The following is a 13,457-nucleotide window of genomic DNA, read 5'->3' on the forward strand; positions in this document are numbered from 1 at the left end:
GCTGTTCCCAGAGGAACGCTGAGGCGATGACCGCGCCCACGTTGGTGAGGAGCTTGCAGTTCCGACCTGGAGTGCTCCCGTGATCGTGGCGGCCCGCACAGTAGAGTGAAGCCATGTTGCACTCAACCCGGCAGGGCTCCGGTAAGCCGCTCCTCCTGGTCCATGGTCTCGGATCCAGTGCAGGAAACTGGAACCCGATAGTCCCGGCGCTGGCTGCTGAACGAGATGTCATCGCCGTCGATCTGCCCGGGTGCGGGGAATCCGCCCCCCTGACCGGCGAGACGACCATCGCGACGCTGACCGATGCCGTCGAAGCCTTCATCGGCGAAGCGGAACTGGGCGACATTGATCTGGTCGGCAGCTCCATGGGGGCACGCATGGCCTTGGAAATGGCGCGGCGGGGGCACGCCGGGACCACGGTCGCGCTCGACCCTGGAGGTTTTTGGAGTGACCGCCAGGCCGCGATCTTTGGTGCCAGCATCAAGGCGTCCGTCGCGCTGGTGCGCCGCATCCAGCCGGTGCTTCCTTTCCTCACGGGAAACCCCGTGGGCCGCACGGCCCTGTTGGCTCAGTTCTCCGCGCATCCCTGGAGGCTGCCGCAGGACCTGGTGCTGCATGAGCTTCGCGGTTTCAAGACGTCAACCAGCCTGGACCCGGCCCTCGACGCGCTGATTCACGGCCCCCGCCAGGAAGGCGCTCCGGCGGGTTCACTCAAGGGCAGAGTGGTCATTGGATGGGGGCGAAAGGACAAGGTGACTGTTCCGGGCGAGGCGGCCCGGGCTATGGACCTTTTCCCGGATGCAACTCTCCACTGGTTCGACGACTGCGGTCATTTCCCGCACTGGGACCAGCCCCGGGAGACGGTGCGACTGATCCTGGACAGCACTGGCTGAGCGGTCCGCCGCTAGATCAGCCCGCGCCCGGCAACGCCACCAACCAAGACCCTACCGCCGTCGTCGGCCCTGCTTCCGCAGTGCAACCGCCTCCTCGGCCGCGGCAAGGAGCCGGCGGGCCGATTCGTCCCAGCTGAACTCTGCGGCCCGGTGGACGGACCGCACGGAACGGTCTTTCCACAGCGCCGGATCCTCCAGGTCGCGGACGGCGGCCGCGAAGTCGGCCGGCGAGGATGGATCCACGTAGCTGACCACGTCGGAACCCACTTCGCGGAAAATTGGGATGTCGCTGGCGATCACCGGCGTCCCATGCGACATCGCCTCCACCAGCGGCAGCCCGTAGCCCTCTGCCTTGGACAGGCTTACCAGCGCGGTGGTCCGGGCCAGCAGGGTTTCGTACTCCTCGTCCGTGATCCCGTTGTGGAACACCACGTTGGCGCCCGCGGGGACCAGTGCCTCCAGCTCGGCGCGGCGCTCGGGCGTAATCCGGCTCAGCAGGTGGAGGGTCATCTCCGGCAGCTCAGCCATGCCGCGGACCATTGGCTCAACGTTTTTGTAGGGCATGAACGAGCCCATGTACAGCAGCGTCTTCTCGGCCGCGGCGCCGGGATCACGAGGGGTCAGCCCCGGCTGGGGTGCGTTCCCGACGATCCGCACCGGGCGTCTGGTCAGCCGGTACTTGGCCATCAGTGCCTCGGTGGTGGCGCTGATGGTGGCCACGACGTCGGCCCGGTTGAGCAGCACCCGCTGCGGCCAGAATGCCTTGTGGTAGAGCCGCCACAGCACCCGGACGGGCGCCGGCAGGAAGCCGGGGGGAGCCGGGTGCTCGTAGTAGATCAGGTCGTGCAAAGTCAGGATCAGCGCGTACTTCCGCCCCCAGCTGCCCATGGTTTGCATCGGGCAGACGACGACGTCGGCCCCCAGCGTGTTGACCTTCCGCGCGACGAACAGCTCGGCGGGGGAGAGCGGGCTGTTGATCAGCGTGTAGGGCACGTCCGGCAGCAGTGCGAGCTGGCGGGTATCGCTGATCAGCATGGACACGTCGGCCACCTTCGCGGCGGCCGCGATCAGGCTGGAACCGTAGCGGCTGATGCCGTCATGATGGTCCAGCCGGGTGAAGCGGGCGTCGATGAGAATCTTCATGCGGCGTGGTCCTTCAGGAAGCGGCGGATGAAACCGGCGGCGGGTTCCGGGGTCTCGTAATGGATCAGGTGTCCGACGCCGGGGATCACGTCGAGGGTGCCGTCGGGAAGGCGGGGGAGCAGTTTGTGCTGGTCCGGCAGGGCGGCAATCTCATCCTTCTCTCCGGCGATCAGCAGGACCGGCAGCGTCAGACGCTCGGCGACCTCGGCCACGTTGTTTCCCACCGAGGCCTTGAAGGCCTCCAGCAGGCTGTCCCGGTCCGCGAAGGCGGAGAAGTAGGCGGTGTGCTGGGCATGGACGAACTGCCGCAGGCGCTTGTCCCTGGTCTTGGCCATGGTCTCGCTCATCACCCGCACGATCAGCTGGTTGCGCAGCAGGGCGTTGCCCAGCCGGCGGGGGAGCCGCGCCGCGGCCTCGTAGTAGAGCACCGCGACCTTGGTCATCAGTCCCTTCGGGCCCTCCAGGGCCGGCGCCGCGATCGGGTTGATGAGGATCAGTTCGGACACCGCGTCCGGGTGATGGGCGACGAAGTGGCTGGTGATGATCGAGCCGAACGAGTGGCCCAGCAGCACCGTTTCCGGTCCCAGCCCCAGGGCGGCCATGAAATCGGCCACGAACCGCCCGTAGCCCTCCACGCTGTGCGCACCGGCGGCAAGGGCACCGGAGACACCGAAACCCGGCAGGTCGGGCATGACCAGGCGCATCTCGGGGAGCTGGTCCGCCACCCGGAGCAGGCCGTGGTGGTCGCCGCGGAAGCCGTGGATCACCAGGATGGTGCGGGTGTCCGGGGTCTCCTGCTCGGGTTCATACGTCCAGTACGCCACCCGGGTGCCGTTGAGGTCCACGGTGGAGGCGGTGGCGCGGGTCTGCAGGGCGGCGCTGAGGAGCGGTTGCGGGGGAGGGGGCTGGGTCGCCACGTGTTCCATTCGTTGTGGTGGGGGGCCTGTGGTGGGGTGCGGGCGGCGGGGCGTCAGTTGACGTTGTCCGGGTTGGACCCGGTGCGGAAGCCGCGGTCCAGACCGGCCAGGGCGTCCAGGTCCGCCGTCGTCAGCTCGAACCCGAAGACGTCGTGGTTTTCGTGGATCCGGGCGTAGGAGCTGGCCTTCGGGATGACCACATTGCCCAGTTGCAGGTGCCACCGGATGATGACCTGCGCGGGGGAGCGGCGGTGGGCGGCGGCGATCTCCGTCACCACCGGGTCCTCGAGGACCTGGCCGCGGCCCAGCGGGCTCCAGGCTTCCGTCACGATCCCCAGGGAGGAGTGAAGTTCGCGCAGTTCGGCCTGCTGCAGCCACGGGTGCAGCTCGATCTGGTTCACGGCGGGGACCACCTCTGCGCCCTGCAGCAGCCGGTCAAGGTGCGCCGGCTGGAAGTTGGACACGCCGATCGCGCGGACCCGTCCCTCCCGGTAGAGGGTCTCCAGCGCCCGGTAGCTGTCCGCGAAGAGGCCGCGCCCGGGGCAGGGCCAGTGGATCAGGTAAAGGTCGAGGTACTCGAGGCCCAGCTTGGCCATCGAGGTGTCGAAAGCCCGCAGCGTTGCGTCATAGCCCTGATCGTCATTCCACAGCTTGGAGGTGACGAAGAGGTCCTCACGCGTCAGCCGGGGGTGCCGCTCCCCGGAGCCGCCGGTGGCGCCGTCGAACGCTGCCAGCGCACCAATCGCCTTGCCGACGCCGGTCTCGTTGCCGTACATCGCGGCAGTGTCGAAGTGCCGGTAGCCGGCCTCCAAGGCCATGGTCACCAGCCCGGCGGCGTCGGCCGGCGGCACCTTGTACAGCCCGTAGCCCAGGCGGTCCATCAGCACACCGTTGTTCAGCGTCACCCGCGGCGTCATTCTCATAGCAACGACTCTACCTAGTACCCCGGCCTCTCCGGCGTTCCCTCCGCCTCAGCCGAGCCCCTCGGTGCTGACCAGCCGCCGGGCACTGGCCTCGTCCAGGATCAGGTCCGTCGCCAGCCCCGCGGCCAGGGCGCCGCGCAGTCCATTGATCTTGGAGGCGCCGGAGACCACGCAGATCCGCCGCCGGACCTGCCGGAGCTGTGCCAGGTCCGGCCCGGTGGAGCGTTCGTTCAGGGTGATGCCGTCGGAGGAGCCGTCCGCGCGGAAGAACACGGTCGCTACGTCGCCCACGACATCGGACCCGGCCAGGACGCTGAGATCGTCCTCGTCGAGGTAGCCGCCCGCGTAGACGTGGCTGGGGTAGTCGGCGTCGACCGATCCGACACCGAAAATGGCGATGCTCATCCGCGCCTGCAGCTGAAGGATGCGCTGCACGCTGCGCTCATTCCACATGGCCTGCTTGGTGGCGGCGTGGTCGAAGAACGCGGGCACCGGGAACTGTTCCACCCGCGCGCCGTAGGCGCTGCCGAAGCGGCGCATGATGTCCGAGGCGTAGGTGATGCCCGTGGTCTGCATGTTTCCGGCGCCGTTGAGCTGGACGATGATGCTGTCGTGCGTAATCTTCCGGGTGAGGTGGCGGCTGACCGCGCTCAGCGTGGATCCCCACGCGACACCGATGATGGCGTTCGAATCAACGAGCGGGCCGATGGTCCGCGCGGCCTGCATGGCCACACGGTCAAGGGTTTCCGCCTCGTTCAGGGTGTCCACCACCGGAACCACGTGGACGTCCACCTTGTATTCGGCCTTGATCCGGCTGGCGAGCTCGGGGCCGGTGTCCAGCGGGCTGCGGATTTGGATCTGCACCAGGCCCGATTCCCGGGCCGCGGAGAGCAACCGCGAGACGGTCGAACGCGAGGTCCGCAGCTCCCGTGCGATCGCGTCCATGGTCAGGTCCTGGAGGTAGTACAACTGGGCCGCCCGGAGGGCGTCCGACTGGCGCGTCGGCGACATTGCGGCTCCCTTCTGCACGTTTGTGCATAGTGCTTGACTCCATTTTCCATTACTCCAAAGAATAGTCATGAACGGCGTCGTGCCAGAGGCGCGCCGCGCAGCGTCAAGCCCCAAGGAGCAGTGTTGGGAAACAAGGTCAGTTCCGGTCATCCGGCCCCCGGTCAGCAGCGCACATCGGTGCAGCAATTGCGGGACCGTCCGCACGCACAGGTACTCATCATCGGCGGGGGCATCAACGGAGTCGGGACGTTCCGGGACCTGGCGCTCCAGGGCGTCGACGTCGCCCTCGTCGAGCGCGGCGACTTCTGCCAGGGGGCCAGCGGCGCCTCCTCGCACATGATCCACGGCGGCATCCGCTACCTCGAAAACGGCGAGTTCCGCCTGGTGCAGGAGTCCGTGGTCGAACGCAACCGCCTGCTGCGGATCGCCCCGCACTACGTCAAACCGCTGCAGACCACCATCCCGATCTTCAGCACCTTCTCCGGCATCCTCGCCGCACCGCTGCGGTTCCTGACCCACAAGCAGGGCAAGCACACCGAGCGCGGCGCCTTCCTGATCAAGGCCGGCCTGACCATGTACGACTTCTTCTCCCGCGACGGCGGCACCGTGCCCCGGCACCAGTTCCGCGGCCGGAAGAACGCCCTGGCCGAGCTGCCCCGCCTCCACCCCGGCATCAAGTACGCCGCGACCTACTTCGACGCCTCCGTGCACAACCCGGAGCGCCTCACCCTGGACGTGCTCCAGGACGGCGAGAAGGCCGGCGAGGCGGGCGGCAACGGCGCCCGCGCCAGCAACTACCTCTCCCTGGTCTCGATGGGCACGGCGGCCGACGGCAAGTCCGGTTCCGTGCAGCTCCGTGACGAACTGACCGGCGAGGTCTTCGACTTCACCGCCGACGTCGTGGTCAACACCACCGGTGCCTGGGTGGACCTCACCAACGAGGCCATGGGCGCCGCGTCGAAGTTCATGGGCGGCACAAAGGGCTCGCACATCGTGCTGGACCACCCGGAACTGCTCGAAGCCTGCCAGGGCCGCGAGATCTTCTTCGAGCACACCGACGGCCGCATCGTGCTGATCTACCCGATGGGTGACCGCGTCCTGGTCGGCACCACCGACATCGACGCCGACATGGCCGAGGACGCCGTCTGCTCCGACGCCGAGATCGACTACTTCTTCGACCTGATCGGCCACGTCTTCCCGGACCTGCCGGTCAGCCGCGAGCAGATCGTCTACACCTTCTCCGGCGTCCGCCCCCTGCCGCGCCACGACGAAACCCAGCCCGGGTTCGTCAGCCGCGACTACCGCATCGAACGCCGCGGCGGCAACGGCAGCCCGGTGGTGCTGAGCCTCGTCGGTGGCAAGTGGACCACGTTCCGCGCCCTCGCCGAGCACCTCAGCAACGACGTGCTGGCCGAACTGGGACGCAGCCGCAAGGTCTCCACCGCCAAGATGGCGATCGGCGGCGGCGCCGGCTTCCCCGACTCCGAGGAAGGCGTGCAGCGCTGGATCAAGGCCCACATGACCTCCGGCCGCGACGCGGACCGGACCGCCGGCCTGCTCACACGCTACGGCACCCGCGCCGAGGCCGTCATGGAGTTCCTCGACGCCGGTGAGGACCGGATGCTGCGCTCCACGCGTGAGCTGAGCGTCCGCGAGCTGGAGTTCATGGCCCGCAACGAGCAGATCGGCCACCTGATCGACGTGCTGATCCGCCGCACCTCGCTGGCGTTCCGCGGCCTGGTCACCGGCGAACTGCTCAACGAGGTAGCCGACGTCCTGTCCGGCCCGCTGGGCTGGGACGCCGCCACCCGCAGCGCCGAAATCACCCACGCCCAGGAGGTGCTGGAACGCTTCCACGGCGTCCAGGTCCACAGCCTGGTTGCCTAACACTTGAGCGGCCGGGGGCACTTTTCCCCCGGCCGCGAAGGCTGCCACCAGGGCCCGACGGGCCCGAAGGCAGTTGCCGGCCGGCAGCGTGAAACCGCTGCCGGCCACACGTCCCCTCCACCCGCGAGGGACGACAACAGAAAATAGAGGAGTCAAAGATGTCTCTTGGAATAGTTTTCCTGTCCGAAGTATTCGGTACCGCAATGCTGACCCTGCTGGGTTGCGGCGTTGTGGCCAACGTCGCGCTCAAAGGCACCAAGGGCAACAACGGCGGGTTCCTGATGGTCACCTGGGGCTGGGGCATTGCCGTCTTCGCCGGTGTCTTCGTGGCCGTCAAGTCCGGCGCGCACCTGAACCCGGCCGTGACCTTCGGACTGCTGCTCAACGGCAAGAAGGAGTACGCACCCGGCGTCGCCGTCGACTTCGGCTCAACCCTGACCTACTTCGGTGGCGAGCTGCTCGGCGCCTTCCTGGGCGCCGTCGTCATGTGGCTGGCCCACAAGCAGCACTTCGACGCCGAGCCCGAACCCGCCAGCAAGCTGGGTGTGTTCTCCACCGGCCCCGCCATCCGCTCCACCCCGTGGAACCTGATCACCGAGATCATCGGCACCTTCGTCCTGGTCTTCGTCATCCTGACCTTCGGCGGAACCCCCTCCGGCCTCGGCCCGCTGGCCGTCGCCCTCCTGGTGGTCGGCATCGGCGTCTCCCTCGGCGGCCCCACCGGCTACGCCATCAACCCCGCCCGTGACCTCGGCCCCCGCATCGCCCACGCGCTGCTCCCGATCAAGGGCAAGGGCTCCTCGGACTGGAGCTACTCCTGGATCCCGGTCGTGGGTCCGCTGGTTGGCGGCGGCCTCGCCGGCATCGTGGCGGCCATCGTGCCGATCATCGCCACCGCCGCCGCTTCCTAACCCGAACACCCCCGTACGCATTACCTTCAACCGCCAGGCAATACAGACAAGGACGTCAACGTGAACCAGTACGTAATCGCCATTGACCAGGGAACCACCAGCACCCGCGCCATCGTGTTCGACCACAGCGGCAACATCGTCTCCACCGGCCAGATGGAGCACGAGCAGATCTTCCCGCAGGCCGGCTGGGTGGAACACGACCCCGCGGAGATCTGGAACAACACCCGCGAGGTCATCGCCTCCGCCCTCTCCAAGGCCAACCTGACCCGCCACGACATCGCCGCCGTCGGCATCACCAACCAGCGCGAAACCGCCGTCGTCTGGGACAAGACCACCGGCAAGGCGGTCTACAACGCGATCGTCTGGCAGGACACCCGCACCCAGTCGATCGTGGACGAGCTGGCCAAGGACGGCGGCCCGGACCGGTTCAAGCAGAAGGTGGGCCTGCCGCTGGCGACCTACTTCTCCGGCACCAAGATCAAGTGGATCCTGGACAACGTCGACGGCGCCCGCGCTAAGGCCGAGGCCGGCGACCTGGTCTTCGGCAACACCGACAGCTGGGTGCTCTGGAACCTCACCGGCGGCACCGACGGCGGCGTGCACGTCACCGACGTGACCAACGCCTCCCGGACCATGTTCATGGACCTCGAGACCCTCTCCTGGGACCAGGAAATCCTGGATGCCTTCGGCGTCCCGGCGTCCATGATGCCCGCCATCAAGTCCTCCTCCGAGGTCTACGGCACGGTCCACACCTCCCAGCTGCTGCGCGAGGTACCGGTCGCCGGCATCCTGGGCGACCAGCAGGCCGCCACGTTCGGCCAGGCGGCGTTCGACGCCGGCGAGGCCAAGAACACCTACGGCACCGGCTGCTTCCTCATCTTCAACACCGGTGAGGAGATCGTCCACTCCAAGAACGGCCTGCTGACCACCGTCGGCTACAAGCTCGGCGACGCCAAGCCGCACTACGCCCTGGAAGGCTCGATCGCCGTGACCGGTTCGCTGGTCCAGTGGCTGCGCGACAACCTGGGCATGATCAGCAGCGCCCCCGAGGTCGAGACCCTGGCTGCCGCGGTCGAGGACAACGGCGGGGTCTACATCGTCCCGGCATTCTCCGGCCTCTTTGCTCCGTACTGGCGCTCCGACGCCCGCGGCGCGATCGTCGGCCTGACCCGGTACGTGAACAAGAACCACATCGCCCGGGCCGCCCTGGAGGCCACCGCCTTCCAGACCCGCGAGGTGCTCGACGCCGTCAACGCCGACTCCGGCGTGCCGCTGAGCGAGCTCAAGGTCGACGGCGGCATGGTCGCCAACGACGCGCTGATGCAGTTCCAGGCCGACATCCTCGGCGTGCCGGTGATCCGCCCGAAGGTCGTCGAGACTACGTCGCTGGGCGCAGCCTACGCGGCCGGCCTCGCCGTCGGCTTCTGGAAGGATCTGGGCGAGTGCTCGGCCAACTGGTCCGAGGACAAGCGCTGGGAGCCGCAGATGGACGACTCCGAGCGCGACCGCCAGATGCGCCTCTGGAAGAAGGCCGTCACCAAGTCCATGGACTGGGTCGACGAGGACGTGAAGTAGGTCCCAGCACCGATGCCTTCACTGTTGAGGGGGCCCCGCCCGCTTCGCGGACGCCCGAAGCCGCTCCCGGGCCCCCTCAACAGTTCGGCATTCCCGGGCAGGACTCCTTCAGCCGCCCGGTTCGACGTGGCTCGGGTGGGGTGGGGTGCGGGTGCGCTAAAGTAGTCGTATGCGTGCGATCCTCCTGCTTAGTTAGCCGCCCGGCATCCCGGTTAGACCTACGGATTGTCGAGCGGCAGCCCCTCCGTGTGAGGGGCTTTTGTGTGTCCGGGACGAAGTGCGGGCCCGGAGCAGGGGACCGAAGGATCAGGCGCCACCCGTCCTGATCGGACAAGATCGAAAAGAATAGAAGAGGCCAGCAGTGAGCGTTCAGCCGGAGACAGAGACCGGAACAGCAGCAGCCGTCGCAGGTGCCGCCCCCGAGGAGGGCACCTACAATTTCGCCGCCATGGAGGCGAAGTGGCCGCAGGTCTGGGAGGACCTCAAGGTCTTCACTCCGCTCGACGACGGCTCCAAGGAACGCCGCTACGTGCTGGACATGTTCCCCTACCCCTCCGGCGACCTGCACATGGGCCACGCCGAAGCCTTCGCGATGGGCGACGTCGTCGCCCGCTACCTGCGCCAGCAGGGCTTCGACGTGCTGCACCCGATCGGCTGGGACTCCTTCGGCCTGCCCGCCGAGAACGCCGCCATTAAGCGCAACGCCCACCCCAGCGAGTGGACCTACGCCAACATCGACACCCAGGCCGCGTCCTTCAAGCGGTACGCGATCTCCGCCGACTGGTCCCGCCGGCTGCACACCTCCGACCCGGAGTACTACCGCTGGACCCAGTGGCTGTTCAAGCGCTTCTACGAGCGCGGCCTGGCGTACCGCAAGAACTCCCCGGTGAACTGGTGCCCCAAGGACCAGACCGTGCTGGCCAACGAACAGGTGGTCAACGGCGCCTGTGAACGCTGCGGCACCGCCGTGACCAAGAAGTCCCTGAACCAGTGGTACTTCAAGATCACCGACTACGCGGACCGGCTGCTGGACGACATGGAGGAACTGCGCGGCCACTGGCCCGAGCGGGTCCTGGCCATGCAGAAGAACTGGATCGGCCGCTCCGAGGGCGCCCACGTCACCTTCGTCGTCGAGGCCGACGGCGGCAAGCCCGCCAAGGACGTCACCGTGTTCACCACGCGCCCGGACACCCTGTATGGTGCGACGTTCTTCGTGGTCGCCGCAGACGCGCCGATCGCCGTCGAACTGGTCACCGAGGAACACGCCGCGGCCCTGGACGCCTACCGCGAGCAGGTCAAGGCCCTCTCCGAGATCGAACGCCAGTCCACCGAACGCGAAAAGACCGGTGTTTTCACCGGCCGCTACGCCATCAACCCGCTGACCGGGGAGAAGCTGCCGGTCTGGGCTGCCGATTACGTGCTGGCCGACTACGGCACCGGCGCCATCATGGCCGTGCCCGCCCACGACCAGCGCGACCTGGACTTCGCGAAGACCTTCGACCTGCCGGTCCGGGCCGTCCTGGACACCGGCGAGGAGGACCCCGCCGTCTCCGGCACCGCCACCGCCGGCGAGGGCACCCTGATCAACTCCGGCGAGCTGAACGGCCTGCCCAAGGCCGAGGCCATTCCCGCCGCCATCACCATCCTGGAGAAGCTGGGAACCGGCGAGAAGTTCGTGAACTTCCGCCTGCGTGACTGGCTGCTGAGCCGTCAGCGGTTCTGGGGCGCCCCCATCCCGATCATTCACTGCCCCGACTGCGGCGAGGTCCCGGTCCCGGACGACCAGCTGCCGGTCACCCTGCCCGATGACCTCCGCGGCGAGGACCTGTCCCCGAAGGGCACCTCCCCGCTGGCCGCCGCCGAGGCCTGGGTCAACGTGGACTGCCCCTCCTGCCACGGCCCGGCAAAGCGCGACACGGACACCATGGACACCTTCGTGGACTCCTCCTGGTACTTCCTGCGGTTCGTTTCGCCGCAGTACACCGAGGGCCCCTTCGATCCCGCGAAGATCAACGACTGGATGCCCGTGGGCCAGTACGTGGGCGGCGTCGAGCACGCCATCCTGCACCTGCTCTACGCCCGCTTCTTCACCAAGGTCATCCACGACATGGGCCTGATCGAGGCCGACGAGCCCTTCCGGGCGCTGCTGAACCAGGGCCAGGTCCTCAACGGCGGCAAGGCCATGAGCAAGTCCCTCGGCAACGGCGTGGACCTGGGCGAACAGCTGGACAAGTACGGCGTCGATGCCGTCCGCCTGACCATGATCTTCGCCTCCCCGCCGGAGGACGACGTCGACTGGGCGGATGTCTCGCCGTCGGGCTCCGCGAAGTTCCTGGCCCGCGCCTGGCGGCTCGGCCAGGACGTCACGAGCGAGCCCGGCGTCGACTTCGCCGCCGGTGACCGGGCGCTGCGTGCCGTCACGCACCGCACCATCGCCGACGCCCAGGCGCTGCTGGACGCGAACAAGTTCAACGTCGTCGTGGCGAAGCTGATGGAGCTGGTCAACGCCACCCGCAAGACGATCGACGTCGGTCCGGGCGGCGCGGATCCCGCCGTCCGTGAGGCCGTCGAGGCCGTCGCGGTGATCCTCAGCCTCTTCGCCCCGTACACGGCCGAAGACCTGTGGAACGTCCTGGGACACCCGGCATCCGTTGCCAACGCCGGCTGGCCGGCCCACGACCCGGCCCTGCTGGTCCAGGACACGGTCACCGCCGTGGTCCAGGTGCAGGGCAAGGTCCGCGACCGGCTGGAGGTCTCCCCGGAGATCTCCGAGGATGAGTTGCGCGAACTGGCGCTGGCCTCGGAAAACGTCCAGCGCGCCATGGACGGCCGGGGGATCCGCACCGTGATCGTGCGGGCCCCCAAACTGGTCAACATCGTTCCGGCCTAGCCGGACCGGAGTTATGCTGTCACCGGCCGTCGGCGCTTTCGCCGGCGGCCGGTCCACATTCCAGGGGGTGTTTCGTGCCTGACCGTGAGCCGCCGGGCTGGCCCTGGCTGCGGGAGCGTCTGCTGCGGCTGCGCCGCGCCACCCGGCCGGATGCGGCCGAGCTCGCCGTGGTCCCCGCGGTCCGGACCGCGGTGGTGACCGATTCCGCTGCGGCCCTCCCTGGCGACTGGGTGCGCGATTTTACCTCCGACGGGCGCCTGACCGTGGTGCCCATGCCGGTCATGGTAGGCGAGGAAATCTATGGTGAGGGCGAGGACGACATCGCCGAAACCATCGCCGTGGCCCTGGCCGGCGGCGTGGCGGTCCGCACTTCGCGTCCGTCGCCGGGCCAGTTCGAACGCGCCTACCGCGACGCCGCCGCCCGCGGGTTCGAAGCCGTGCTGTCCATCCATCTCTCCGCCGAGCTCTCGGGCACCGCGGACTCGGCCCGGCTGGCGGCCGCGCGGGTGGACATTCCGGTGGAGGTGCTGGACTCCCGCACTGCCGGCATGGCCGAGGGAATGGGCGTGCAGAGCGCCGTCGTGGCCGCGGCCGACGGGCTGGACGCCGCGGCTGTTCGCGGCTTCGCCGAGGCTCGCCTGGCCCGGACCAAGGTGTACTTCTACGTCCCCAGCCTGGAGCAGCTGCGCCGCGGGGGACGGATCGGAGCGGCCGCGTCCCTCTGGGGAACCATGCTCTCGATCAAGCCGATCCTGGCGGTTGAGGACGGCAGGATCGTCCCGCTGGAACGCGTCCGGTCCGCGGCCCGGGCGGTGGCGCGGCTGGAGGAAATCGCGGCCGACGACGCCCTGTCCCGGCCCGCCGGTGAAGCGCGGCTCGCCGTGCACCACTTCGGGAACCCTGCCGAGGCCGAACAGCTGGCAGCCCGGCTGGCGGACCGGTTGCCCGGCTGCCCGCCCGCACAGATCAGTTCGCTGCCGGCCGTCCTCGCGGCCCACGCAGGGCTGGGGGTGCTGGCCGTGGTGGTGGGGGAGAGCAGTACCCCGGTACCATCCCCGGCGGCGTCCTCCGCCCCGAGCGGTCCGCCGGCCGGTTCTTAGCAGGGCCAGCTGTCCACATAGGCCCGCCGGTGCCTATCGGCAGAGTTGCGCTGGCACTTAGCGTGGACGCATGCCGCGCCGTTCCCCGACTTCGACCCTTCCGGGTCCCCTCGCGGCCCGGCATCGTTGGGCCGCCAGCCTAGGGCCGTCCGGAAACACGTCTGCGGAGGGGTCCGCAGACGACGCGCCCCTGCTGGATCCCCTCGA

10 protein-coding genes are annotated in these 13,457 nt (G+C 68.5%); 6 read left to right on the forward strand and 4 right to left on the reverse strand.

The window, feature by feature from the left end; genetic code table 11:
• Nucleotides 1–113: 113 nt before the first annotated feature.
• Nucleotides 114–893 (forward strand): alpha/beta fold hydrolase, encoded by a 780-nt coding sequence (locus tag ACFVY3_RS05235; protein WP_400158982.1) that lies wholly within the window; start codon nt 114–116, stop codon nt 891–893.
• 51 nt (nt 894–944) lie between these two features.
• Here ACFVY3_RS05235 and ACFVY3_RS05240 read toward each other — a convergent pair whose 3' ends face one another.
• From ACFVY3_RS05240 to ACFVY3_RS05255, 4 genes are read right to left on the reverse strand one after another with little or no spacing between them, the layout of a single operon-like run.
• Nucleotides 945–2,036, reverse strand: a complete 1,092-nt coding sequence (locus tag ACFVY3_RS05240; RefSeq protein WP_400158983.1) for a glycosyltransferase family 4 protein — start codon at nt 2,034–2,036, stop codon at nt 945–947.
• Nucleotides 2,033–2,962: an alpha/beta fold hydrolase gene (locus ACFVY3_RS05245; RefSeq protein ID WP_400158984.1), complete on the reverse strand. Its 930-nt coding sequence runs from the start codon at nt 2,960–2,962 to the stop codon at nt 2,033–2,035. Before ACFVY3_RS05245 ends, ACFVY3_RS05240 begins: the two co-directional genes overlap by 4 nt.
• A 44-nt stretch (nt 2,963–3,006) precedes the next feature.
• Nucleotides 3,007–3,876, reverse strand: a complete 870-nt coding sequence (locus ACFVY3_RS05250) for an aldo/keto reductase (RefSeq protein WP_400158985.1) — start codon at nt 3,874–3,876, stop codon at nt 3,007–3,009.
• 48 nt (nt 3,877–3,924) lie between these two features.
• Nucleotides 3,925–4,887 carry a sugar-binding transcriptional regulator gene (locus tag ACFVY3_RS05255; protein ID WP_290257766.1) on the reverse strand — a complete coding sequence of 321 codons (963 nt, stop codon included), beginning with the start codon at nt 4,885–4,887 and terminating at the stop codon, nt 3,925–3,927.
• A gap of 123 nt (nt 4,888–5,010) precedes the next feature.
• Between ACFVY3_RS05255 and ACFVY3_RS05260 the strand changes: the two genes are divergently transcribed.
• From ACFVY3_RS05260 to ACFVY3_RS05280, 5 genes are all read left to right on the forward strand, one after another.
• Entirely contained in the window at nt 5,011–6,774 is a 1,764-nt protein-coding gene (locus tag ACFVY3_RS05260; RefSeq protein WP_400159063.1) for a glycerol-3-phosphate dehydrogenase/oxidase, read from the forward strand.
• Between the two features lie 158 nt (nt 6,775–6,932).
• Nucleotides 6,933–7,685, forward strand: coding sequence for an MIP/aquaporin family protein (locus ACFVY3_RS05265; RefSeq protein WP_290257767.1), 753 nt, complete (start codon nt 6,933–6,935; stop codon nt 7,683–7,685).
• Between the two features lie 60 nt (nt 7,686–7,745).
• Nucleotides 7,746–9,260 (forward strand): glycerol kinase GlpK, encoded by a 1,515-nt coding sequence (gene glpK, locus ACFVY3_RS05270; protein WP_400158986.1) that lies wholly within the window; start codon nt 7,746–7,748, stop codon nt 9,258–9,260.
• 361 nt (nt 9,261–9,621) lie between these two features.
• Nucleotides 9,622–12,150: a leucine--tRNA ligase gene (gene leuS / locus ACFVY3_RS05275; protein WP_400158987.1), complete on the forward strand. Its 2,529-nt coding sequence runs from the start codon at nt 9,622–9,624 to the stop codon at nt 12,148–12,150.
• Nucleotides 12,151–12,224: 74 nt separating this feature from the next.
• Nucleotides 12,225–13,250, forward strand: coding sequence for a DegV family protein (locus ACFVY3_RS05280; protein ID WP_400158988.1), 1,026 nt, complete (start codon nt 12,225–12,227; stop codon nt 13,248–13,250).
• Nucleotides 13,251–13,457 lie beyond the last annotated feature (207 nt).

It is taken from the genome of Arthrobacter sp. BPSS-3 (assembly GCF_044628475.1).
GTDB lineage: Bacteria > Actinomycetota > Actinomycetes > Actinomycetales > Micrococcaceae > Arthrobacter.